A 24,326-nucleotide genomic window follows, 5' to 3' on the forward strand; every position below is an offset into this window, starting at 1 on the left:
TAGGTTTCTTTGAAAGCCTATAAATATTGTATGATGAGCAGCCTCTATATTGAGGCTGTTTTTTTTACCCCATTCTTTCCTTAGTTTTATTTTTTCTGATGGTATAATCATAGAATAATGAAAATAGACGCAAAACATATAACTGAAAAACAAGAGGTAGAAGCAGCCCTAAAGATTCGTTTTGAGGTATTTGTAGATGAGCAGGGCGTGCCAGCTGAAGATGAAAAAGATGAGTTTGAAGTAGAAGCGAGGCATTTTTTGGCTTTGGTAGAAGGAAAACCTGCAGGAACCGCTAGGTGGCGGTTTACCGATAAAGGGGTGAAATTAGAGCGATTTGCAGTTTTAAAGCCATACAGAGGGAGTGGAGTAGGAGCTTCGTTAGTTGAAGAGGTTCTCAAGGATGTAGCTCAACACAAGCGTATGTGTGACAAAATTACCTACTTAAATAGTCAGGTAAAAGCTGTTCCTTTTTATGCCAAATTTGGGTTCAAACAGACAGGAGAGCCATTTGACGAATGTGGTATTCAGCATTATACTATGCTATTAGATTTAGCCTAGCATATCAAACTGAATAATAATCATGGTGAGGGAAGTGATTCCATAGATCAGAAGTAGTGGAAATCCAGCCTTTGAATAATCTTTTGGGACATAACGACCAGGTGCATAAACCATCCAGTTGGTTTGGTAACCAATAGGTGAAATAAATGCAGCTGATGCGGCAAAGGCAATTGCAAGGTAAAATGGCGTTCCATCTAGCCCAAGTTGTTGTGTAATAGCATATGCTACAGGAAAGGTGATCGATAGGGCTGCAACGTTGGTAATGAAGGAGGTGAGCAAGGCTGTGGTAATGAATAGGCTAATTAACAACCCTATATTGCCAAGAGGTGCAACCGACTTAATAAATAAGCTAGAAATGAGTTCGGCAGTTCCAGTAGTTATCAGCGCATTTCCCAATGTAATTGCCGATACCAAAAGAATTACAAGTTCTATATCCAAGGTTTTGGAGATATCTCTGATGGTAAATAAGTTGAAAATAAAGATTAACCCCATCATGAAAATGAGGGCAGTAAATAAAGAAATAGCACCTGCTATTGCATAGCCAGTGGCTAATAAAATGCCTATTATTAGCAATGAAAACTTCCATTTTTTAGGATAAATTTCCCTGCGAAGCATTCCTCTCACAAGTTTTTCTCTCCTTTCTAAATGGGGGTATTCAAAAAATTGGTCGTCTATAGAAAGTAAAAGAAGATCTCCTTCAACCATAGAGTCTTCATCAAGTTTATTCTTTTTCCTGATTTTTGTCTCCTTGACTTTTACATTGGACGTTTCATTTTTAATTATAGCATCATTCTCTTGTATTTCCTCATCAATACTTGTAGCAGATTGTTTTTCGTGCTTTTTTGTAGGTACCCTTGCAGGGAGTAAGTTGTAGCCAAAAGTACAGAGATATAGCAGCCCTGTTATCAAAACAGCTATTCCTATATGGAAGAAATCGGAGAATACTAGATTGGTGATTCCATTTTTTGATAGAAAACCATTGAGAACAAGGTTGGTAGAAGTGCCAAATGCGGTCAGCATCCCTCCCAAAATAGTAGCATATGAAAGTGGGATTAGCAATTTGGAAGGAGAGACATTGTTTTTCTTCCCCCAGCGGTAAACGTATGGAGTCATCATAGACACGACAGGTGTGTTATTCATGCAAGAGGAAAGGAGAGCGACATATCCTGTCATTCGCCATAAAAAGCCTCTTCCAGTTGCCGCCTTTCTAAACATCCTATCAAAAATATATTCTAGCCCAAGGTTTTTTCTGACCGCCGCAGTCACTAAAATGAGCATGATGATAGTGGCAATATGCTGGTTAGAGCAGCTGACTAAAAATTCGGTAGGAGTAATGGTGCCAAATAGGAGTAAGAGAGCTATTCCAACAAAAAAAGTAATTGCTGGCTTTAGCAACTCAAAAAAAAGGGAGCATATGATAAAAGCTAGTACCAGTAGTACTATTGCTTGGTGAAAATCCATGGTGAAAAGAAGCCAGTTTTTAGCCTAAAAAATGAGAAGTTTCTTGGCAAAGTAATTAAAAACAAAAAATGGTTTTGAAAAGAAACTCCTAATGTTGAATTAAATCTAAAAAAATTAACAGTAAGTTCAATGAAAAAGCTTATTAATTAAAAATCAATATTTTATGCTGGTTGTTATAAAAGTTTTTGCTTAAAAGCTACGCCAAACAACAAGTTAGAGGTAATTCTTTTTGCCTTTTTATGCTCGGCTTGGTATCACTTTTTTAAATTTGTAAACTGTTCATCAGGAAATAAATTCAGCATCTTTTAAATCGTGAATATTATATGTCTTTAGAGCCTACCAAAGAGTTTTTAGAGGAAATAAAGCGGGCACTGGCAGATAAAGATGACGAATTTATCATACAGAACCTTTCCCCCATGCACGAGGCCGATATTTCGGTCTTGCTAGATCAACTTGATTCAGAAGAGAGTAAACACATTTTGGAGCTTCTCGATAAAGAGGTGGGGGCTGATATTATCAGTAATCTTGAAGAAGATACGAGGGAAGAGTTCTTGAAGATTTTTACTCCAAAAGAACTAGCTTCTTATATCGAGCATACTGATTCGGATGATGCTGCCGATATATTGAACGAGCAGCCGGCAAAAGTAAAAGAAGAGGTGCTTGCGCAAATGATAAATCAAGAAAAGGTAGCGCACGTACTTGAATTGCTAAAATATGATGAAGATTGTGCTGGTGGTTTGATGGCAAAAGAGCTTATCAAGGCCAATATTAACTGGACAATTAAGCAATGTATAGAGGAAATAAGAAGGCAAACCCAACAAGTTGAGAAAATTCTGACAGTTTATGTAGTAGATAATGAAGGGCGCCTTTTGGGAAGGGTTTCCCTCAAAAAAATAATCCTTTCCAACGACGATACGAAGGTCAAAGATATTTTCGTGTCCGACCTTCATAGCGTCCAGACTTTTCAGTCTGCGGAGGAAGTTGCCGATATTATGCAGAAATATGATTTGGAAGCAGTGCCTGTTGTAAGTCTACAAGGGAAGCTGGTAGGTAGGATTACCATTGATGATATTGTGGATGTGATTACCGAACAAGCCGAGATCAATCAGCAGATTATGTCTGGTCTGTCGGAAGATGTAGAGGAAGATGATAATATTTGGATGCTTTCTAGAGCAAGGCTGCCTTGGCTTTTGATTGGGATGATGGGAGGTTTGCTAGCGGCACAAATAATGGGCTTTTTTGAGGGCGATTTGGCTAATATTCCCGCAATGGCTCTTTTTGTCCCACTTATCACGGCAACAGGTGGGAACGTAGGTATCCAGTCTTCCACCATTATTGTACAAACTTTAGCGAATAGTTCGGCTATGCTCAATAGCAGCATGAGCCAGAGGCTTTTCAAAGTGTTTTTGGTTGCCATTATCAATGGTCTTGTGATTGCCGCCGTGGTTTTTTGCTTTAATTTATTTTTCTCGGAGTTATCCTTGGCAATAGTGGTGTCCATTGCTCTGTTTTCTGTGGTGCTTTTAGCCTCTTTTATGGGGACTATTACCCCCTTGGTGCTCAGCAGGTTTGGGGTTAATCCTGCAGTAGCTTCTGGTCCATTCATCACTACGGCAAATGACCTTTTGGGCTTGGCAGTTTATTTTATGGTTGCAAGAAGTATTCTTGGATAATCATATAAATCCAAAAAGCCTCCTTTGCATCAAGCAAAGGAGGCTTTTTAGCACCAATCGTAAAAATTATGTTCTAACTGGTAATTGTATCTTTTTTTGTGGTAGCTTTTTTAGCCCTCGATATCAAGTAGATACCTGCAAGTACCAATGGAATACTCAATATTTGCCCCATGTTAAGGGTTAGGTCATCTTCGAACCTAACTTGATTCACTTTGATGAATTCATAAAGAAACCTCAAGCCAAATACCCAAATGAGGAAGATACCTAACATCAAGCCTTCTTGAAGTTGAGCTTTCTTCTTGTTCCAAGTATTTAATAGCAAAAAGAAAAGGACGAGACAAGAAAGAGATTCATAAAGCTGAGCAGGGTGGCGGACAATACCATCGCCTAGTCTGGTGAAGATAAAGCCCCATGGCATATCAGTTTCCACTCCTACAATCTCCGAGTTCATGAGGTTGCCCATTCTGATGAAGAAGCCTCCAAGGGCAACTACGATCGCCATTCTGTCTAATAACCACAAATAGCTTTGCCCAGGTCTTTTTTCTTTCTTTACATCAAATTTATAAGGGATTACCCCAAGGAAAAATGTGCCTTTGATATTGTAATTTACATAGATATAAAGAGCAGTGAAGATTCCTACAGCGCCTCCATGGCTTGCAAGTCCGCCTTCCCATATTTTGAGAATCTGGATAGGGTTGCTTAGGTAGATCTCAGGTTGGTAAAAAAGGCAATGCCCAAGTCGGGCACCTATTATAGTTGCCAATACCATGTAAATAGTAAGGGTTTCAACATCCTGTTCGGGTTTGTCTTCTGCTTTGAAAATCTTAAAAAAGATCCATTGCCCTATCAAAAAAGCGAGGGCAAAAAACAAACCGTACCAACGTACGGTGACAAAGCCAAGAGGAAATATTTCGGGCTTAACATCCCAAGTAATGGCGGCTAACAAATCCATGAATTAGTATCTTTAGATATTTTACGGAAACTAGTTTATATAAAAGCACCTATATATTTGCAGGCTTTTCTGAAGTATAAAATGCATATGCTTTAATAAAGGAAAAACTTTTCAGCTTATTAACGTCAAAAAAGCAATTCCTAGTGGCACAAATATATGATCTTTTGGGGGCTAAAGAGTTTTTTTAATGCATAAAAAAATGGATACGCATTATTGCGTATCCATTAATAAAATCTTACCAATCTAAGATATAAGTTTTAATTTGAATTAGAGCTAGTATAAATCCATTTTCATATTTAGAAGACTAAGGATAAGTATTCTGCGAATTGAAATTGTAGTGTTATTAACATATGCAATCGTTTTAAATCCTTGCCAAATTTAAAAAAAAAATCACTAATAACAACTAAACTCTATGAATATTTAAAGAATTAGTATTGATAAAAGTGAGAATGTTATCGATATACCATTATGTAAGTAGCTTAAATACAATAGGATATATTAGTGGTGATTTTGTTTGGAAAAGCTTCTATACTAAAAAATTAACAAAAAACTTGACATAAATTATTTCATAGTAAACTATAGGTCAATTTTCATGTTGTGAAATGGTATAAATGGTACATAATTCAGTAACCTACACTACATAAAACGTAGTTGGCTAAGCTTTCCCATTTAGTATTATCCATCTATTCCCATACCAGCCGACCATCGGAGCGTAGCCAAAGACTTGGCATATTCGAAGCGCATTTTAAATAGCTTAATTTGAGTGTCGAGCAATTTCCCTTCCCGTACATTTACATAAAAAACAGAACTTTCACCATTTCTGAATTTTTCTCTTTCCCCATCCAAAAGTCGTTGGTAATTGCTCACCATGTCTTCTTGAAGTTGGAGCAGCTCTTTTAAGTTTTGTACTTCATTGTATTGCATCGTGATTTCATTCAATACTGTTCGGTTTAGGTAAAACCTATCGAGGTTGGCTTGGTCAATTTTTATATTCGTTTGCTGGACTTTTGCCCGTTCTTTCCTTAGGAAAATTGGAAAGACAAAGTCTACCCCGAACTTATAGTTTTCAGTAAAGAACTGAGAGTTAATTTCTTGTTTGTCTGAATCTACTGTGCGGGAAAGAAAATTATAATTGAGGTTGAGGACAGGTTTTAAATATTCCCTAGCTAGCCTTCTCTGGATATCGAGCTGGTCTAGCTTATAATTGATCTTTAATAATTCAGGATGATTCTCGTTGGCAAACTCATACAACTCTGCCAAAGTTGCATCTGCAAATTCAGTATCAAGCATTTCCATTGGGGTGAAAAGCGCTGAGAGTTCAAGGGGTTCGCCCTCTTCTCCCCATAGGTGGTTTGAAAGAAGAATGCGGGCATTTTTAGCTTGTACCTGTGCGCGTTTCAAATTTATTTCCCTCTCTTGCAAAATAGATAATGCTTCTACTGAGTCGATAGAGGCCAAGTCGCCTTGGTTGACTCTTATGCGTACTGCTTCAAACCTAAAAAGAGCTAGTTGGTAACCATTTTGTAGCAAAAGCTCTTGGTGGTAGTTGTAGTACCATTGCCAATAATCTTTTGCCACTTGTAAGAAAAGTTTGTTGAGCAGCTTGACCTGTTCGGCCTGTGCAAGGTTTTGGAAAATTTCCGCTTGGCGTAGTGTAGCCCTTCGCTGGTCTATAAAAAGCCCCTGGCCTATTGGTAAGCTAAGTCCGGCATATGCCAATCCATTTCCGCTATCGGTATCTGCTTCAGGGTTGAGGTAATCGCCATCGTTTCGTTCATAGCCAGCTTTCAAGTCCATTCCCGCAAACCATACGGGCACTTTCAATTCTGACTTCCACTTGCTATAATAATCCTTCCCTTTAAAAACCTTGCTGTTGTAGGAAGAAGAAATTTTGGGATCAAAAAAGCCTCTTGAAAGTCTCAGTTGTTGCTGGGCATTTTCTGAAAGTAGGCGAGCTTGCTTAGCCAATGGATGGTTTTGAACTACAATGGCATATAAATCATCCAAATGAAATACAGTGCTGCTATCGTTTTGGGCAAAGGTGTTGGATAGGTGTAGTAATAAGAATATCACTAGAAATGTCAACTGTTTTCCTGGGTATGGCATAAAAAGTGAGTTGTTCGGTAAGTTTTGTTTTGTAATAAAAATAGATATAGGGTTTCTACTTTTTAGGTTTTTCCTGCAAAGCTTCAGCTCCACCTTCATAAGCGTTGAGACTTGGTGGGAAGCCGTTGAGTTGTCTCCAAAGCTCAAAGTAAATAGGAACTTCATCGAGCATCACCCAACCATTTACTCCTGAACCAAGGCGAAGTTCCTCGGGCCAGCCTTCATCATCTCGTTTAGGGTCGGGGGTGATCAGTACCCTGTACTTTCCAGCGTTGCTATCCACCTTGTCAATCACTTCAACCTTTCCCCCAAAAGTACCTACTGAAACACTAGGCCATCCTGAAAACTGTAGCGCTGGCCATCCATCAAACTCAAGCCTAACGTGCCTACCTTCCGAAAGGAGGGGGACATCCATCGCTTTAACATAAAGAGCCACAGCCATTTCTGGTTGGTTGGGCATAATGGACATCAGTGCCTCGCCTTCTTTCACTGTTTGCCCAAGCCCTGTTTTGAGAGCCTGAACTATATACCCAGTTTGTGGCGCTACAATATGATATTGTTGGTTTCTGATTTCCATATTAGCAAGCTCATTTTTGAGCTTCGAAAGGCTTCCTTCCGAATCGTAGATTTCCGCTAAGGTGTTGCTAATATCAGATTCTGCTTTCGAGATTTTATCCAAAGCTGCTGCTTTTATGCCGTTCATATCTTGCATAGTAATGTATAGATCATATTTAGCTGCGTCGCATTTATTTTGGGCAGCCACTAGCTTTGCTTTACCTTGCTGAGCTTTTATTCTGGCTGCTTCTAGCTTGGTGAGCGCTACCAACCCGCTGTCGTATAGGTTTTGGTACATGCTTATTTGGCGTTCGGCTACGGCTATATCAACTTTTGCCGCATTTAGCCCATTGCTGTCAATTTCAACCTTTAGCTTTTTTTGCTCAATCTTGTTTTCCGTTTGCCTAAGCTTCACTTCCAGCCCCGATTTTTGAGCTGTTACTTGTCTTCTGAGGGCAGCTACTTTTTCTTCCTTGTTTTTGATGTTTTCCCGCTTAGCTTCAACTTGTTCGCGTAACCTTACCAAGAGCTCCGGGTCAAAAAACTTTTCCTTGATCTCAGATATGCGAACCAATGTGTCACCCTTCTGCACCATTTCACCCTCTTTTACTCTCCATTCTTCTATCCTGCCCGCAATAGCTGTTTCTACCGTTTGGGGGCGGTCTTGAGGCGATAAGGCAGTAAGGCTGCCATAAGCCCTAATGTTTTGTTGCCAAGGCAAAAAGAGGGTAATAAGCAAAATGAAAAAGATCCCCATCAGCCAGTAAGCCAAAATTCTACTGGCATCGGGTGTATGCAAGGTTTTCAGCGTATTGAGCCGTTCTTTATATGCACTATTATCTATTCTTTTCTGTGGAGAAAGCCTCAACATATATTTGTTACTTTATAATTATCCAAAAACTAAAATGCTTAGCCCTTTATTTCTAATTCAACTCTTGTTTGTAGGGATAAATTAATAAATCTTTAAAATGTTCATTTTCCATAAGAGAGTCGTAAGAACCATCTGCCATTGTTTTTCCCTCGTTGAGTATAATTACCCTATCGCAAGCAGACATCACCACGGGGTCATTCGACACGCATACAAGTGTCCATGGATTGCTGTGGTCTACCATAAAGCCCAACACGTTTAACCTATCTTTTTTCTCTAGTTTAAACAACACATCGTTGAGAATGAGCATTTGTGGGCGATCTACTATGCACCTTGCCAGAATCAGTTTGGTAGTAGTGCTACCAGAAAGCCCCTTTCCCCCTGCAACTATTTCAGTCATCAGCCCTTCAGGCATTGCGTTTATCTTATCCAATAGCCCTAAGTTTCTCAGTGCCCAAGTTACGTCTTCATAGCTCACGTTGCTCTTGCCCATGGTGATGTTGTCGTAGATACTTCCGTCAAAAAGTTCTTCTTCCGATACGTTTTTGGCAATATTATCGCGCAAGCTGCTCAAATTCATGTCTCTAATAGAAATATCGTTTAAGGACAAATACCCTTTGAAGTTGTCGAGCACGCCTGTTAAAATGCTGACTAGCGTATTTTTGCCAGAGTCATTAAATCCAGAGATACAAATTCGTTGGCCTGCCGGTATATGTAGGTCCAAGTTATTGATAGAAGTGGATTTACTGCCATTGTATTGATAAGTAAGGTTCTTTATACTAATATCCATGCCTTTGCAACCTTTTTCTTTACTGACATTTATTCCCCCATTTTTCTCTAAGTCCATATCGGTCACATACCCAATTTTTTCCACAGCGGTAAGTACATCGTAAATATCTGCCATGCTTACAATCAGTTTTTCCACCGCATTCATCACCAATACGATGACAAGCTCCGTAGCAACAAACTGACCTAAGGTAATTTGTCTATCTATCACCAACCAACTGCCTATAATTAGTAACCCGCCCGTAATGATGGTTTTGAAACCAACAAAATTGATGTATTGGATCATGAGTACACGGAAGTGCTTTTTGCGGTAATGGAGGTAGTTGTTCACATACGAATCCATTTTTTGCATGGGCAACGAGGTATGCCCAGCCAGTTTGAAAGAATAAAGCGTTCGGGCTAGTTCTTCCAGCCAATGCACCACTTTGTATTTGTATTTAGACTCTACTAAGCTCGATTTCAATCCTTTCGGCCCTGTTATGTAAAGTACCACCGTAAGAGTGAGGATGGTGAAAATGCCAAAAAAAACGAAGAAAGGGTGATAAAGAGAAAGTAAGAGTAAGCCAAAGAATATTTGCAGTCCTGAGCCTGTTATGTCGATCAACAGTTTGGGTAAGCCTTTTTGGATGGTAAGCACATCAAAAAAGCGGTTCATCAGTTCTGGTGGATAATAGTTTTGTAACGCTTCGTTCCTGATCTTGGGTAAGCGAAAGGTGAACTCCAAAGCTGCTTTCACAAATATTCTACGCTGCAAAATCTCTACAATAGTGTATTGCATTACTTGCAAAGCTCCTACTATGATTACCCCGCCTATTACTATGGCAATAAGCAATACTATTGAATTAAATATCACCCCACCAGTGATCAAGCCAATGATAGCTTGGATTCCAAGAGGTAAGGAAAGCCCGATGAGGGAAGTAATTATTGCATAAAAATAGATATAGAAGATATCTTTCTTTTCCGCGCCCAATAGGTTGAACAACCTAGAAACAGGTGTATTAGATTTCTTTTCTTGGTTATCATTTTCGCTCACCATCGAGTGTAGCGAGTAGGGGATGGCATAGGTGACCTGCCCTTCACCATCAGTATAGATTATTTCCAGAATAGGCTTTAGGTCATCCGTTTCTATTACCCCGTTTTGAGTAAAAAGATATATGCGTTTGAACCCTGGCTTTGAACCATCCATCAGCACAGGGCAGATAGCTCCTTCGTACAAGCAAAAGCTGAGGATAGGATAATTGGAAGCTCTTACAAAACGCTCGAGTTGCTCTTGAGCAATGGTATGCTTAACAATAGCCAAATCTATTTTTTGGGAAAAATCACTCAGTCTGTGTAAAAAATCGCGGTGGTCTTCTATTTCAAAATGTTGGTTGAAGACATCGGTTAAGTTTTCCGCCTTATACTCATGTTTTATTAGTTCTGCTATTTTACTTGCTATCTGCTTTAGCTGTTTATTATTCATACTTTGTTTAAGGAGTTTTTTAGACTGAACAAATCTAGTGTAAGGGAGGGAATAGTTAGTTATATCAGCCTTACAACATCTTTAAGGCTGTGCTTGTTTGACTAAGTTTTGTAAATTTAAATTCAAACCTTAAATATATTATATTCAAACCTGAGTTATATAGCCACTTATGGAGTGTAGTGTACTCATTTTTTGAATATATCATTAGCTTGAACTATCAGTGGACCTGTTAAATAAAACAAAAGAGGAGCTTATAGAAGAAGTACTGAAGCTTAGGCAACAGGCTTCGGTACTAGAGCATGAATTGCAACACGGCAAAGGTGGGCAACTTCCCGATATGGAAGGTATCGATTTGTCCGAATATTTTGTGTACAAACACCACCTTGACGGAAGGATTTTTTACGCTAGCAAAGAGGCAAGGAAGCTTCTTCAGCTTGAAAAAACAGACGGAACTCTCAAAAATGTAAAGGACGTCATTTCTAAGAAAGGCAAAGACACTTTCAAGCAACACATAGAAAAAGTACTTAAGTTCAAGCAGCAAAGAGGGTATCTCAAAACAAATGAAGAAGAAGGCGAATCAAAGGTGATAGAGTTTGTAAGCTCTTTGGTGGATGATGGTACTGGTGAAGCCTATGTTCGGGGGATAGGAAAGGATGTGACCTTTTTTTTTGAATCGAGAAAATGGTTGAGGGCCTCCCACGATTTTTATAAAAAGCTTTTCCAGCACAACAACAACATGATATTATTGCTGGAAGAAACAGGGACTATCATAGATGTGAATGAAACGGTACTGAAGCAATTTGACCTAAAAAGGGCAGATGTTGCTGGCCAAAACATTGCCAAAGTACTTGAAAAGTATGGTATAAAAATAAAGTACCCGCAAGAAAGTTTTTTAGAGGTAATAAAGGAAAAAGGAAAGATCTGGGTAGAAGGTATAAGCGTGAGGCAGAACAACCGCTATTTTGTACATGAATACATGAGCTCGCATGAATTCTATGAGAATCATCGGCTCATTGTGGTGTATGGAAGGGATATTACCGAACAGCAAAAAACAGAAACGGACAACAAGACTAGGTATGAAGAATTAAAGGTTTTTAATGATGCTATCCGGAACGTATTGCGTGGTTATGAGATCAATCATATTCTTATTCAGTCTTTAAAAATCCTTTCAAGGCTCAAGTATGTAGCAGCGGTAGGGCTTTGTACTATTGAGGAAACTGCAGCAGAACTTTTATTCCAATTTAATTTCCCCCAGCCGCTAGCGCAACTTATAAAAGAGTCAAAGCTAGAAGAGTATCAGGAGGCTATAGATAAAAAGGAGGCCTTTGAGGTCCCTTCCAATTTCTTTGGAGACCACCAAGAAGTTCCTTTATTGTTTGTCCCAGTAAATATAGAAGGTGCTATAAATTATTATTTCATCTTTCAACTTACAGATGCACTCGATAGAGCTGATTTGCACTTACAGGTACTTGTAACGGAAATCAGTAGTCACATTAGCCAGGCCAAGCTTAAGAATAAACTTTCGCAAAGTGAGATTAAGTTCAAGACCATGGCTAATAATGCTCCTGCATTGTTGAGAATGGCTACCTCCAAAGGAGAGTTCGAGTTTTACAGCGATCAGTGGATGCGGTTTACAGGGCAAAAAGATGCAGAAAAGTTGAAAAATGGATGGCTTGACAGTGTACATCCGCTCGATAAAGAAAAGGCTAATAAAATCTATGACTTTTTAAAAAGGCGACAAAAGTTTGAGCTGAGCTATAGGTTGCGTAAAAGCAATGGGCAGTATAGCTGGATATTAGAAACAGGAACTCCTTACTATGATGATTATGGTCTTTTCGATGGCTTTGTAGCTTCGGCTATTGATATTACCATAAGGAAGGAGCGAGAGAAAGAAAACAGCTACCGAGAAATGGTACGGTATTCGGAAGAACGCCTTCAGTTTGCCCTTAAAAATGCGTTGATGTTCGCCATTACCATCGACCACCACGGTATGATGATGTATTGTAACCAGTTTCTTCAAGATATTACAGGTTGGCAAGAAGAAGAACTGGTAGGAAAAAGCTTGTTCAATATTTTCAACCCTTCTCTCGAAAATGTCGGCAAGCTTAAAACTCCCGGCTTTTTGGAAACCTTTGAGGGAAAGTTAAAAACAAAAGATGGGGACAAGCTCTCTACAAGGTTCAACTCCATTGTGCTCAACGACCAAAAGGGGGACATCGTCTCAATGACCATTGTGGGGGAAGATATTAGTGAGCAGGTGAAGGTAACGAAGGCGCTCCACGAGACGAACCAACTATTGCAAGATTTGTTCGATAGTGCCAATGACCTTATCATGATTTTTGATGAGAGCGGTAAGTTTTTGTTCGTGAATAATTCTTGGAAATCGAAGTTAGAATTTGATGACGAAGACTTAAAAAAAATCAGAATAGATGATATTATTGATGCTGAAAACCACGAGGCTACTTTAGCCGAGCTACAAAAGGCTAAAATATTTGGTGAGCTACGCCAGTTTGATACAGTATTTAATAATAAGAGTGGCAAGAAGATTAACCTGAGAGGTAGTTTGAGTTGCAATAGAGAGCCAGACAAGCCTTACCTCTACCGAGCTATTCTCTACGATTATACCGATAGGCTGAGGGCAGAAAAAGCCGAACAGTTGTACTATCAGTTGGCTAAGCTGGTGGAGAAAGGAACTCCGCTCGATGAACTGTATTTTAATTTCTACGAGTTATTGAACAGGGCTATTGGAGTGGATAGTTTTGTGGTGGTACTGAGAGAAGAAAAAAGTAATAAAGTAACCTTTGCCTCCTCTTACAGGGGTGGGAAGGAAACAGAAGAGATTCCTTGCAAATATTTTGCTCAGTACGCAACATGGCACCTCGAACGACCCATGTTTTTGTACAACGATAATATATTGCACATTGTAGGGCAAAAAGGGCTTACCAAAGATAGCATGATACCCGAAGTGTGGTTGGGCGTTCCGCTAATGCTGAGAGAGAAGGTAGTGGGGATGTTGATTATCCAATCATTCAAAAATAAAAAACAGTACAACAAGCGTGATTTGGAACTGCTTACGTTCGTATCGGGGCAGCTGGCGGATGCCATTTTGAGGTATCAAAATGAGCTTGAAATCACAAGTCAGAAAGCTAGATTAGAGGCTATTTTAGAAAGTGGGTCACACCTCATGTGGTCCATTGATACGAGCTACAAAGTCACACGTTTCAACCAAAACTTTACCGACACTATTTGGCAATATTTCCATTTCTTGCCCATCCAAGGGGTGCCTGTTTTTAGGGCTTTTGGAGGGCAAGGCGAAGGGTTTTTAAGGTTTTGGTATGAGAAATATAGCGAAGCTTTTTCAGGGATTGCCCAGCAATTTGAAATGAAATTTTTGACCGAAAACGGTGAAGAACACTGGCGGGAGATATTCCTTAACCCGGTCTACGGCTCTGAGTTTGATATAGTGGAAATTTCTGGAGTAGCACATGATATTACCCAGAAAAAAGTGACCGAGCTTGGCTTGGCAGAAAGCGAAGAGAAGTTCAGAAATATTTTTGAATCGTTCCAAGATGTCTATTTCAGGATAGATATGAGCGGGGTCATTACGATGATAAGCCCATCAATTTCTGATTTGATAGGAGAGGGGCAGATTGAGGTATTGGGCAAGCCTATTACCAATTATATGTTGAGCGATTTTAAGCTCCACTACCTTATGAAAGAGTTGCTGAACAAAGGCAATGTGAGGAACTATGAAAGTGGTGTTCGGACGAAGAAAGGTGACCTGAAAATCACCATTTCAAACTTCCGACTTATTCGCTCTCCTGAAAATGGCGATCCGCATTATGTTGAGGGCGTGGCAAGGGATATTACCAGTTTAAAGCATGCTACGGAAGAGCTGAGGAAAGCCAAAGATATAGCTGAAAAGTCGTTGGAGGTGAAAAAACGCTTCTTGTCAAATATGAGCCATGAAATTCGGACTCCTATGAACGGAATCATCGGGATGATTGACCTGCTGAACGAGACTAGGCTTAATAATGAGCAGTCTGAATTTGTCCACACCATCAAAAAATCATCTGAAACCCTGCTCAATATTCTCAATGATATTCTTGATCTTTCCAAAATAGAAGCAGGGAAAATGGAGCTTCGACCGATGCCCCTATCCCTCGAAAAGTTGCTTGAAAAGCTGTATGCACTTTTTGTGCAACAGGCCATGGTACACGATACGCGCCTTACCTACGAAATATCGGAAGGGGTGCATAAGTTTGTAGAGGCTGACGAGACGCGCTTGCTGCAAGTACTATCCAACCTCACCTCGAATGCTATCAAGTTTACCCATGGCGGTACTATCCACATCCGTGTAGATTTGGTGGATACGAAAGAAAATGAGCAAGAACTGAGTTTTTGGGTGGTAGATACGGGTATAGGTATTTCAAAAGAAAACCTCGAATTGCTATTTAAGCAGTTTAGCCAAGTAGAAAATAGCTATACCAAATCGCATGGAGGAACAGGCTTGGGCTTGGCTATTTCGAGGCAGCTTTGCGTAATGATGGGCGGAGATATCCATGTAGAGTCGATATTAGGGAAAGGCAGTACTTTTTGGTTTACCATCAAAGTAGATAAGTGTAAAGAGTCCGACGTAGAGGAAAAAGAACAGGAAAGCCTCGAGTTGCCGGGCAAGGTAAATTTTGAAGTAATACCTAAGATCTTGTTGGTAGACGACAATATGGTGAACCTAAGTGTAGCTGGTAAAATCCTCAAAAAAGCAGGTTGTGATGTTTCTGTATCACTTAATGGGGCAGAGGCCATTGAGATGGTGAAGGCAAAGCAATACGACTTGGTGTTGATGGATATCCAGATGCCAGAAATGGATGGGGTGGCGGCTTCTAATATAATTCGTGGATTGGGACTGGACTATGAATTGCCGATTATCGCCATGACAGCCTTTAGCATGCAAGAGGAGCGTGAAGAATTTTTAGGGTCGGGTATGGACGATTATATTTCCAAGCCAATTAAAGCAAGTATTTTACTGTCAAAAGTGAGCAAGTGGTGTGGGAATAATCACGCAGAAAATGAAGAGGAGATCCCTGCTACAAACGGCATGGGGAATGAGGTGCTGAACGTAGCTACCGCCAACGAGCTGAGAAAGTATGGAGGAGATGAAATTTTGCTTGAGTCTTACCAAGAATTTGAACATAATACCAAAGAAATATTGGGAGACCTTGTAGATGCTATTCTTTCGGCCGACAGGAAAGAAACGCTGAGCCAGCTGCATACGCTGAAAGGAAATGCATCTACTTTAGGAGTAGAAAAGGTAGCAAATATGGCGGCGTTTGTGGAGGGGAAACTCAAGGCAGGTGAATATGTCGATCTTGTGCAATACCATAAAAAACTGACTGAAAATTTTACGGAATTTAAAAAAGTTTACAAAAATATTTTGAAAATTTAATTTTATTGGGCTAATTTATGGTTAGCTCATTTGCCTGTTTTGGGGTAGATGGGCACCACTTTTAACCTATACCTGATTATAAACTATCCTCCTTAGTTAAGACTAATATCATGGGAAATAAAAAAATACTAGTTGCTGAAGATAGCTCGGTAATACAAAATATAACCAAAAGGGTTCTTCAGTTTCAGAACTATCAAATTGTTTCTGTAAAAAATGGAAAGCAAGTGTTGGATAAGATAGAAAAAGATACCTATGCAGCTATTTTATTAGATATAAATATGCCTGTGATGGATGGGATGGAATGTGCTAAAGCTATTCGTTCAAATGCTAGTCCGGCAATAGCTAACATACCGATAATAGCCATTACTGGAAATGCGAAAAATTATTCGATGGAAGATTTCAAAGCCGTAGGCATAAACGAATATATCCCTAAACCGTTAGATTTTGACAAGCTTGTGACTACGGTGAATAAACTTACAGGAAATGAAGAATAAAGCCCTGTAACGGCTTTATTGACCCTCCAACTAACCGATAGCCTTCCTCTCAACGGGAAGGCTTTTTCAATTCCCTTCAAATACCACGTTGGTTGCCCTGGCAGGTAAAGCAGGATCAAAATCCATGGGCACGATCATATTTATACACTGTGGCTCTATATCTATATGTACAGCATGCTTGTCTCCCAGTATTTCCCCATCGGCTTGGAGAGGAAGGCGTTGCTTGTGGCGCAATTTGATAGTTGCCGACCTGCAGCGGATGATTTTGGCAAAGCGAGTGTGGTACAGGCTGCGGGCAAAAAAGCGGAGAAGAATGGAAAGTAGTAGTACTTTAAAGGAAATGTCTTTTATGATGCAAAGCTCAAAATAACCATCGTTGATCCTGCCTACGGGATTGAGCAAAGCCCCTGTTCCGTAGCGACGGGCATTGGCAAAAGCAACCATATGGGCAGATGTTTTGCGCTTGAGCGTATCGGTTTTGATGATGAACTTAGAACTTTGGGAAAATCTCAATTCTTTAAAAAAATGCTTTGCATAAGAGCGCAAACCTCTTTTTTTCTCACTTTCAAAGTGCTTCACCAGTTTTGCATTGAACCCCACATCGCCAATATGCATACAGCAGTGTTTTTTATTTATTCGCAGGTTATCAATGGGTAAAACGACTCCCTTCCTAAAAATAACCTCCATAGCTTGGTCCTTATTTATAGGGACTTCCAACTCTGCGGCCATCCCATTTGCCGAGCCAAAAGGGACAAGCCCAAGTTGCATGTCGGTATGCATCACTACTTTAGCAACCAGTCGCAATGTGCCATCACCACCTACGGCTACTATCACATCTGGCTTGTATTCTTTGGCAAGTTCTTTAATATTCCTTTTGTCGTGCCTGCCTATGGTAAGGTATACCCTATACACGAATTTGTACTTTTGGGCATAAAAATCTAGCTTTCTTCGGAAAGTAGTTTTTTTCTCTCCACCCGCTATAGGATTGATTACAAAAATAGCCTTCACAAGGTTGTTTTTTGGTTATAAAAAAATATAGTTGAAGCCGTCAATAACAAGCAATTGCCTGTTGTCCTATCTAATTCCGTCCTGTTGGAAAACTCTTGTTAAATTTAAAAATCTCCGACTACTTTGGGGCATATTTGCAAAAGAACTCTTACTCAACAAACCATATGAAGAATACAAAAAAATATTTTTTTAGATACCTAAGGCAAATCCTGTTATTAGCGGGAATAGCAACTGGTTTGTACGCTTGTTTCCCCAGTTATTCGGACAGGATCGATGATTTTGACATGGCTGCTACCACTCATGACGAAACGGTTGATTTCCAGTCGTTCAAGACCTATTATGTGCCCGATACCATTATCCATATCAAAGACACGATCAACGTAGGAACCAATGTAGATATTTCTCGTGAGAACGATGATTTTATCATACAGGAGTTTAAGCGGAATATGGAGGTCAACGGCTATACCGAGGTAACTGACCCCGACGATCCGAACCTTGATATTGCTGTGCTAATTTCTATTGCGGCAAGCCAAAATACCGGCATTACAAACTATTACCCATGGTATGGCACTTGGGGCTGGGCTTTCCCCGAATACGGTCCGTCTTTCAACTGGTTTTACCCTTGGGGCGGTGTAAGCCAAGTGTATAGTTTCACCACAGGCACTATCTATTTTGCCATGATCGATTATCAAAATATAGATTCTGGAGAGGAGGAGATCCCCGTAGTTTGGCTTGGGGGAATAGATGGAGTATTTGAAACTTCTACTGGGTTGAGCACCGAAGAACGTCTTACAAAAGGGATAGACCAATGTTTCCGCCAGTCACCTTACCTTAAGCTCAACTAGTCAACTTACCTACACCGAATTTCAACTATGAAATATATATATTCTATTTTATTGATGCTCTTGCTGGCATCCGTTTCTTTTGCCCAGCATAATTATTTTTCGGGAATTTCTTACGATGTAGCTGTCCCTATGGGAAATACGGCCGATTATATAGACAAGACCAGCTTCAGAGGTTTTGGGTTAGAGTTCAGGAAATATGTAAAAGAACATATTACTGTTGGGGGCACGGCCAGTTGGCAGGTGCTCGACCAAGTGCGCCGTGAGGAAAGCTATGAAGTAAATAATGTAGTGCTTACGGGAAATCAGCGTCGTTTCCTTAACTTCTTCCCCATTTTGGCCAATGCTCATTATTATTTTGGAGAGCGGGAAGATGAAGAAGGTAATGCCAAGTTTTTACCCTTTGCTGGCATAAATGCAGGTGTGATTTACAGTATCCAGCGTACAGAGTTGGGGACTTTGGAAGAAGAGAAAAGTGCTTGGCAACCAACCTTAGCACCCGAAGCCGGTTTTTTCCTTCCTATCAATAATTACCTCAACATCATGGTGAGTGCAAAATATAACTATTCTGTAGGAATGGGGGACATGGAGCAGCAGTCTTTTATAGGCTTGCGTCTAGGGTATTATGGTTATTTTTAGCAGCTTGTAGAACTTGAAAGAAGTAAGCATCCGCAATTCTTCAAAGGCTAGTTGCGGATGATTTTTTATGCCATCGTAATATCTTTCATCATCTTTTCCCTATCCATAAACTCCGAACAGGTTACCATAGCGCTGATGGTGACTCCGAGCACGCCGTGCAAGTTAAGGTTTTGCCCTGTTAGGAATAAGTTAGGAACTTTTGTTTTGGCAGAAATGAAAGATTTGATAGGGTTTTTATAGTCTTTAGCATAACCGTACATAGAACCTTCTACCGTGCCAATGTAGTCGCGCAAGGTGAGCGGACTTGAGGTATAGTACGATTTTGTCATACTTCTTATCCCAGATATTTTCTTTTCCAGTTCGGCAAACATCTTTTCCGCCTTCTCTTTTTTAAACGTCTCATAAGCTTCGCCCCTAAAATCCTTTTCCGCAGCGGTATTGAAGGTGTTTTCCCATTGTTTCACTTCATCGTAGTGCATGTAGCTCATCATGATAAGCCCTTCGGAATAATCCTCATTTTTGGAGGTGATTCCCGTGAAAAGGGCATAGTTGGCTGGCCAGCTTTTATCATCGTAAATAGCTCCGTCCCACACATTAAGATCTTTGAAATGATAATAATTATGGTTAAAATAAGGCAAGGCTTCGGGTTTGAGCACAATGTAAAGAATAAAAATGGAGATAGAATTTTCTATGGTTTGAAGCCGGTGCCTGTATGCTTTTCTTACCTTTCCTTGCTCCACCATATCCATTGTTGCGGCAGGGTGGATATTGGAAATAAAGTTTTTTCCTTCTATCTGCCTACCATCTTTTAGTTCTACAGAGCGGACGGACTCATTGTCAAAAATGAATTTTTTAGCCTCCGCATGGCCGATAACCTTTCCTCCATATTTCAAGATATTTCTTTTGAGCAAAATGGCAATTTGCGAAGCACCGTTTACGCAGCGCCACGAGCTTTCTATGTAGGTATTGGTAACTAGGGCATGCACATAAAGTGGCGTTTTGTCTCCTTCTCCGGCATAAAGAGCATTTGAGCCAGCCAGCACACTTTGGAGCTTTGGGTTACTGGTGCAAGAAGCTATGAATTCTTTTGCGCTCACATCGAGGTACTTAAAACTTACGGTAGTTCCTTCCGAGGCTTTCAGGTTGTACATGGGAAAGCTGGCGCATACTTCCTTTATTTTGGCGCAATATTGTCTTAGTGCGGCTTCTTCTTGGGGGAAACTTTTTAAAAGTTCATCGATAAAGCGTTCGTACGATTGGGCATATTTGTACTCGTTGGGGTCGTTGTCAAAAGTGATGATATCAAAACCATTTTCATCCATCTTTTTGAGCTTGAGCTCATCCATTATCCCCAAATACTTAAAATATTTATAAAGGTTTTGCCCTTCGTCCAGCCCACCTATATAATGGATTCCCGTATCGAAAATAGTTTTGTCTCGCGAGAAAATTTGTAGGTTTCCCCCTATTTGGTGATTTTTTTCCAGCACACATACACTATGGCCTTCTTTGCTTAGTACTGAAGCGCAAATCAGGCCACCTAGGCCGCTTCCTATTATCACAAAATCGTATTTGCTCATTTTATGCTTTTGTCAGAATAAAAATAGTGTTGGATGTCCGCTTGGTATTATCAATAACTTCAAAGCTTAACCCTTGTTTTTTTGCTATTTGGGCAAGCCAATCACCCGAAATATAATTCAATTTATTTCTCGATTTATTGAAACCCGAGTTGGTGGAGAATACCTCGGTAAGCACCGTGCCCGTATGCCGCTGTTTTTTAGAACTATCCCCATCTCGGATGATTATTTTTCCACCATCTTCAAGTTTATTAATCAGCAAACCTACTATTTTTTCTTGCTCCTCTTTCTTCAAATAATGGAGAATATCGCTGAGTATAAAGACGTTTGCATCAGGATAATCGAACGTAAGTGCATCGTGATGGAAGAATTTTAGATTTCTGAGTTGAGTAGGGCAGTTTTTTGCTATTTCAATTTTGTGGGCATCATAATCCAACGCTGTTATTTTTCGCCCCGAACCGCTAAAAGCTAGTGCATAGCCCAAAAATCCATAGCCGCAGCCAATATCTATTATATTTCCTTCCTTGGGAATCAGCTCATCAAATAGCTTGTAGTTATTTTCCAGCTTGATTTTTATCCGCATGTACCACTCCAATACAGGTCCTTTAAACAAGTAGTTTTTATGAATTGTTTCCATGAAAAAACTAGGTGTTTCTTGCTGCAACCTCGTTTTGGCAAACTCTTCTTTGAAATAGCGGCTGATCTTTTTCGTCCTTTCTCTGTAGCCTTCACCAAAGCTTTTGTCTGCCAAAGCTATTTTGGGTAAGAACTTTACATGGATAGTTCCTTTTCGGAAACAAAACCCATCTTTTTTGGGCATAAGGTAATGAGGGCCATGTGTAATGATAGGCTGAATATCCAACTGAAGCTCTTCGGCAAGGTAAAAAGCACCTTTGTGAAACCTGCCACAATCAGGCGTCTCAGAGCGAGTCCCTTCTGGAAAAATGACTATGGAATACCCTTGGGCTACCAAGCCTTTTATTTTATCCATCTGATTTTCTATTCCTTCGGTTGCTAAGATGAAATCGGCATAGCGAACCACTGACCCAAAGAAAGGGGAGTTGTATACCCAGTCGTTGGTCACCATCACCACTTTGGGGCTGAACATGAGCATGAGGAGGATGTCCAAAAACGAATGGTGATTGCTGATGATAACAGAAGGTTTGCTATAATCCGCATTTTCTCGCCCAACTACTTCTTTTTTAATGTTCTGCATGAAGTAGATGATAAATCGGCAATAGGCCATCACCAGTAAATGGTAAGTCCGTTTTTTCCACTTAGGGAAAACAGGAATGTAAAATAGGGTTCGTATCCCCATCAGTAGAAAGCAGCCTATCACGAAGATGGAAAAAGCAATGATGGAGCGGATAAAAGATGCCAAGTTATAAGGTATCAGCCCTTTGTCTTTTCTTTTTTGCACGAAAAGATTGAAAAGGAAATCTTGGATGAAAAACGTTAAGAAAATCACCGAAGAAATCCCGATGATGGCGAGTAGCGCAATGGACTTTAGTGCAGGATGCTGGGCAAAAACCAACACGCCTATTCCCACAATGGTGGTGATCCCCGAAAGGAAAATAGATACCCTAAACGATGTAGTATTTGCTCGTCCGTAAGTATATTTCTCGTTTAATCCTTTTAGGTTGAAAATGCTATAATCTACGCCCAAGCCAAAAATAAGAGAGCAAATAATGATGTTTACGATATTGAACGAAAGATCGAAAATACTCATGATTCCGAGCGTCCAGAGCCAGCCAATGGCAATAGGGGCAATAGTAGTCAATGCCATTTCTATGCGGCCATAAATAATGAGCAAAATGGCAAAAACGATGAGCAAAGACCAACTAATGAGTTTGTTGAAATCTTCCGAAAGTATTTCTATCAGTCGGTTGGTGATGTAGCCCCTGTCCAAAAGTTGGATGCCTTTTATCTTTTGCAGTTCTTCTACAACTGCAGCTTTTTTCTCACTTTCAAATTTGATGACGGTGATAAGGGATATTTCATCTTCAGATTCTACCACGAACTTTTCCCCCGCCAAAGCCATCATTTTTTGCATATCGGCAGCTTGGAGTGTTTGGTAGTTTTTGCCCAAATAGGTGTTCAGTCCAGTGTAAACTTTCGTGTTGAGCCCAAGTTTGGTTGCCGCTTCGTTCACGGTTTTGTTGAGGGAAGTAGTGTCTTTTTCTGCCCAAAACTGTTGCCATTTTTCCAGCCTTTTCTGCTGCGTAGCCAAGCTAGGGATAAGTGCATTTACCGAGTTGTAGCCGTTAATAGTACCTTCAGTTTTTAATTCTTCCAGTCGCTTATAGGCTGCTTCGCTTTTGCCCAGTGCTTCCCAAAAGTCCTTACCTGACGAGAGGACATACACTTCTTTTCCTGTATTTCCTAGTACTTCGTTGAGTCGGATTTCTGCTTTCGCAAGGTGCTCAGGCATGTAGTTTAGCGACATCATGTCCTTGTTGAAGTTCATGTTTCCCCAGTAGAAAACACCACCACTGGTCACCACGATGAAAAGCAAAACTGCCCACTTTTTTTTATGGAGTTTTACCGAGGATATCCGTTCAAACGATCGTTCAAAAACTCCTTTTTCTTTTGCAGAAAGGTTTTTAGGCAAAAGGTGGGGAAGGACTATCAAGGAAAATAAAGCCGAAGCAAGTACACTTCCTCCCACAAAAATACCCAAGTCCATCATAGCATTAGAGTTGATGAATACCAAGGCGAAAAATGCTGATGCGGTGGTACAACTACTCATCAGCAAGGGTTGGGTAATGCTCTTGAAAAGTTGTTTTATGGATGAATCCGAGCGATAGTGGGAAAGTAGGTGCAGGGCAAAATCCACGGTAATCCCTACCATTATCGAGCCTACTCCCAACGAGATTAGGGACATAGATTTACCCACAGTAGCCATGATTCCTAAAACAACCAAGACTCCAAAAACTCCAGGAAGTAACACCAAAGCAAATGTGCTAAGGTTCTTGAAATACAGCAAAATAAGGGCAAAAATCACCAGGATAGCGAGGGAAACCGAAATGATGATATCTGCTTTTATACGGTTGGCATTTGCCACAGCAATTGCGGGTGTACCGAAGTATTCGATGTCCATTCCCGAGCTTTGGTAGCGCATTATCAGCTCATCCAAATGGTCGATCAACTCTCCGTTTTTTGCCGTTTCGTTGGCTTGGGTTGCCAGCTCTAAGATGTAGAGCATGTGCTTTCTATCCTTGGAAAAAAGATGGTTTTTGTACAGTTGGAAATTGGTGTCAAACTGACTTTTTTGGAAGTTTTTGAGCGGGATTTGTGTAAGGCCAAAAGGATCTTTCATGACCATTTTCCCTCCAAAAATCCCAATAGGTGAAATTAGTGTTTTGAAATTCCCCTTCACCGTGTTCTTCAGTGCTTCCTCGCTAAGCTTGCTTTCTATCTCGGAATAGTCTTCGTTTTCTAAATAGAGCGGGAGGTATTGCCCAAAAAAATCATAGACTTGGGTGATAAGCGAATCGGGGTAGTCGAGTATCCGCTGTTGGATGAGGTCGCCGTATTGAGCTTGAAGGCAAGAATCGATTGAGTGCCCTGCTTGTATGATGCTGTCGGGCAGAGCTTGGTTTGAAATGGAAATGCTATCACCTATGTAAAAATGGACAACGAGGTTGCTATTGAGCTTCGAGTCGTTTAGGATTTTTTCTACTTGGCTTATCGATTCGCTTTCGGGTAAAATATCTGTGATGTTTTCACTGAAGTTTAGTTGCGAAGTCTGGAAGCCCAAAATGGCAACTAGTGTAGTTGTTACCCCAAAAAACAACGTTTTGTTTTTCGAACAAAACAGAAATATTTTATAGAAAAATGATGACATTCAATCTAAGACTGTAAAGGGAAAAATTGGATTGCTTGTAAAAAGAAGCGGTGTA

General features: G+C 40.2%; 14 protein-coding genes. 6 read left to right on the forward strand and 8 right to left on the reverse strand.

Annotation, left to right across the window (positions count from 1 at the left end; translation table 11 throughout):
• Nucleotides 1-117 precede the first annotated feature (117 nt).
• Nucleotides 118-558, forward strand: coding sequence for a GNAT family N-acetyltransferase (locus R9C00_01610; GenBank protein ID WPO36138.1), 441 nt, complete (start codon nt 118-120; stop codon nt 556-558).
• Here the strand turns inward: R9C00_01610 and R9C00_01615 are convergent.
• Complete coding sequence (locus R9C00_01615; GenBank protein ID WPO36139.1) at nt 550-2,019, reverse strand: SLC13 family permease; 1,470 nt, start codon at nt 2,017-2,019, stop codon at nt 550-552. The genes R9C00_01610 and R9C00_01615 overlap by 9 nt on opposite strands.
• A 323-nt stretch (nt 2,020-2,342) precedes the next feature.
• On the opposite strand from R9C00_01615, the gene mgtE reads away from it, so the two are divergent.
• Nucleotides 2,343-3,692: a magnesium transporter gene (gene mgtE, locus R9C00_01620; GenBank protein WPO36140.1), complete on the forward strand. Its 1,350-nt coding sequence runs from the start codon at nt 2,343-2,345 to the stop codon at nt 3,690-3,692.
• A gap of 73 nt (nt 3,693-3,765) precedes the next feature.
• Here mgtE and lgt read toward each other — a convergent pair whose 3' ends face one another.
• The 4 genes from lgt to R9C00_01640 form a co-directional block, all read right to left on the reverse strand.
• Nucleotides 3,766-4,644, reverse strand: coding sequence for a prolipoprotein diacylglyceryl transferase (lgt, locus tag R9C00_01625; protein ID WPO36141.1), 879 nt, complete (start codon nt 4,642-4,644; stop codon nt 3,766-3,768).
• Between the two features lie 675 nt (nt 4,645-5,319).
• Complete coding sequence (locus R9C00_01630; GenBank protein WPO36142.1) at nt 5,320-6,750, reverse strand: TolC family protein; 1,431 nt, start codon at nt 6,748-6,750, stop codon at nt 5,320-5,322.
• Nucleotides 6,751-6,805: 55 nt separating this feature from the next.
• Nucleotides 6,806-8,176: an HlyD family efflux transporter periplasmic adaptor subunit gene (locus R9C00_01635; protein WPO36143.1), complete on the reverse strand. Its 1,371-nt coding sequence runs from the start codon at nt 8,174-8,176 to the stop codon at nt 6,806-6,808.
• A 52-nt stretch (nt 8,177-8,228) separates the two neighbouring features.
• Nucleotides 8,229-10,421, reverse strand: coding sequence for an ATP-binding cassette domain-containing protein (locus tag R9C00_01640; GenBank protein ID WPO36144.1), 2,193 nt, complete (start codon nt 10,419-10,421; stop codon nt 8,229-8,231).
• A 220-nt stretch (nt 10,422-10,641) separates the two neighbouring features.
• On the opposite strand from R9C00_01640, the gene R9C00_01645 reads away from it, so the two are divergent.
• Entirely contained in the window at nt 10,642-15,867 is a 5,226-nt protein-coding gene (locus R9C00_01645) for a PAS domain S-box protein (GenBank protein WPO36145.1), read from the forward strand.
• Between the two features lie 110 nt (nt 15,868-15,977).
• Nucleotides 15,978-16,361: a response regulator gene (locus tag R9C00_01650; protein WPO36146.1), complete on the forward strand. Its 384-nt coding sequence runs from the start codon at nt 15,978-15,980 to the stop codon at nt 16,359-16,361.
• Between the two features lie 66 nt (nt 16,362-16,427).
• Here R9C00_01650 and R9C00_01655 read toward each other — a convergent pair whose 3' ends face one another.
• Nucleotides 16,428-17,369 (reverse strand): YegS/Rv2252/BmrU family lipid kinase, encoded by a 942-nt coding sequence (locus R9C00_01655; GenBank protein WPO36147.1) that lies wholly within the window; start codon nt 17,367-17,369, stop codon nt 16,428-16,430.
• Between the two features lie 164 nt (nt 17,370-17,533).
• Between R9C00_01655 and R9C00_01660 the strand changes: the two genes are divergently transcribed.
• The gene (locus tag R9C00_01660; GenBank protein WPO36148.1) at nt 17,534-18,214 is read left to right on the forward strand and encodes a DUF4136 domain-containing protein; all 681 of its coding nucleotides are present in this window, start codon (nt 17,534-17,536) and stop codon (nt 18,212-18,214) included.
• Nucleotides 18,215-18,241: 27 nt separating this feature from the next.
• On the forward strand, nt 18,242-18,850 hold the full coding sequence (locus R9C00_01665) for a hypothetical protein (protein WPO36149.1): 609 nt from the start codon (nt 18,242-18,244) through the stop codon (nt 18,848-18,850).
• A gap of 65 nt (nt 18,851-18,915) precedes the next feature.
• Here R9C00_01665 and R9C00_01670 read toward each other — a convergent pair whose 3' ends face one another.
• Nucleotides 18,916-20,427 carry an NAD(P)/FAD-dependent oxidoreductase gene (locus R9C00_01670; protein WPO36150.1) on the reverse strand — a complete coding sequence of 504 codons (1,512 nt, stop codon included), beginning with the start codon at nt 20,425-20,427 and terminating at the stop codon, nt 18,916-18,918.
• 1 nt (nt 20,428) lies between these two features.
• A complete protein-coding gene (locus tag R9C00_01675; GenBank protein ID WPO36151.1) occupies nt 20,429-24,220 on the reverse strand; it encodes an MMPL family transporter in 3,792 nt (1,263 codons plus the stop codon).
• Between the last annotated feature and the right edge of the window lie 106 nt (nt 24,221-24,326).

The organism is Flammeovirgaceae bacterium SG7u.111 (assembly GCA_034044135.1).
In the GTDB taxonomy this organism is placed as follows: Bacteria; Bacteroidota; Bacteroidia; order Cytophagales; family Flammeovirgaceae.

Excerpts from the sequence above, each read along its gene's own strand:
- lgt (WPO36141.1), bottom strand. The coding sequence starts at position 4,644 with ATGGATTTGTTAGCCGCCATTACTTGGGATGTTAAGCCCGAAATATTT.
- R9C00_01610 (WPO36138.1), top strand. The coding sequence starts at position 118 with ATGAAAATAGACGCAAAACATATAACTGAAAAACAAGAGGTAGAAGCA.
- R9C00_01670 (WPO36150.1), bottom strand. The coding sequence starts at position 20,427 with ATGAGCAAATACGATTTTGTGATAATAGGAAGCGGCCTAGGTGGCCTG.
- R9C00_01650 (WPO36146.1), top strand. The coding sequence starts at position 15,978 with ATGGGAAATAAAAAAATACTAGTTGCTGAAGATAGCTCGGTAATACAA.
- R9C00_01660 (WPO36148.1), top strand. The coding sequence starts at position 17,534 with ATGAAGAATACAAAAAAATATTTTTTTAGATACCTAAGGCAAATCCTG.
- R9C00_01665 (WPO36149.1), top strand. The coding sequence starts at position 18,242 with ATGAAATATATATATTCTATTTTATTGATGCTCTTGCTGGCATCCGTT.
- R9C00_01615 (WPO36139.1), bottom strand. The coding sequence starts at position 2,019 with ATGGATTTTCACCAAGCAATAGTACTACTGGTACTAGCTTTTATCATA.
- R9C00_01635 (WPO36143.1), bottom strand. The coding sequence starts at position 8,176 with ATGTTGAGGCTTTCTCCACAGAAAAGAATAGATAATAGTGCATATAAA.
- R9C00_01640 (WPO36144.1), bottom strand. The coding sequence starts at position 10,421 with ATGAATAATAAACAGCTAAAGCAGATAGCAAGTAAAATAGCAGAACTA.
- mgtE (WPO36140.1), top strand. The coding sequence starts at position 2,343 with ATGTCTTTAGAGCCTACCAAAGAGTTTTTAGAGGAAATAAAGCGGGCA.
- R9C00_01630 (WPO36142.1), bottom strand. The coding sequence starts at position 6,750 with ATGCCATACCCAGGAAAACAGTTGACATTTCTAGTGATATTCTTATTA.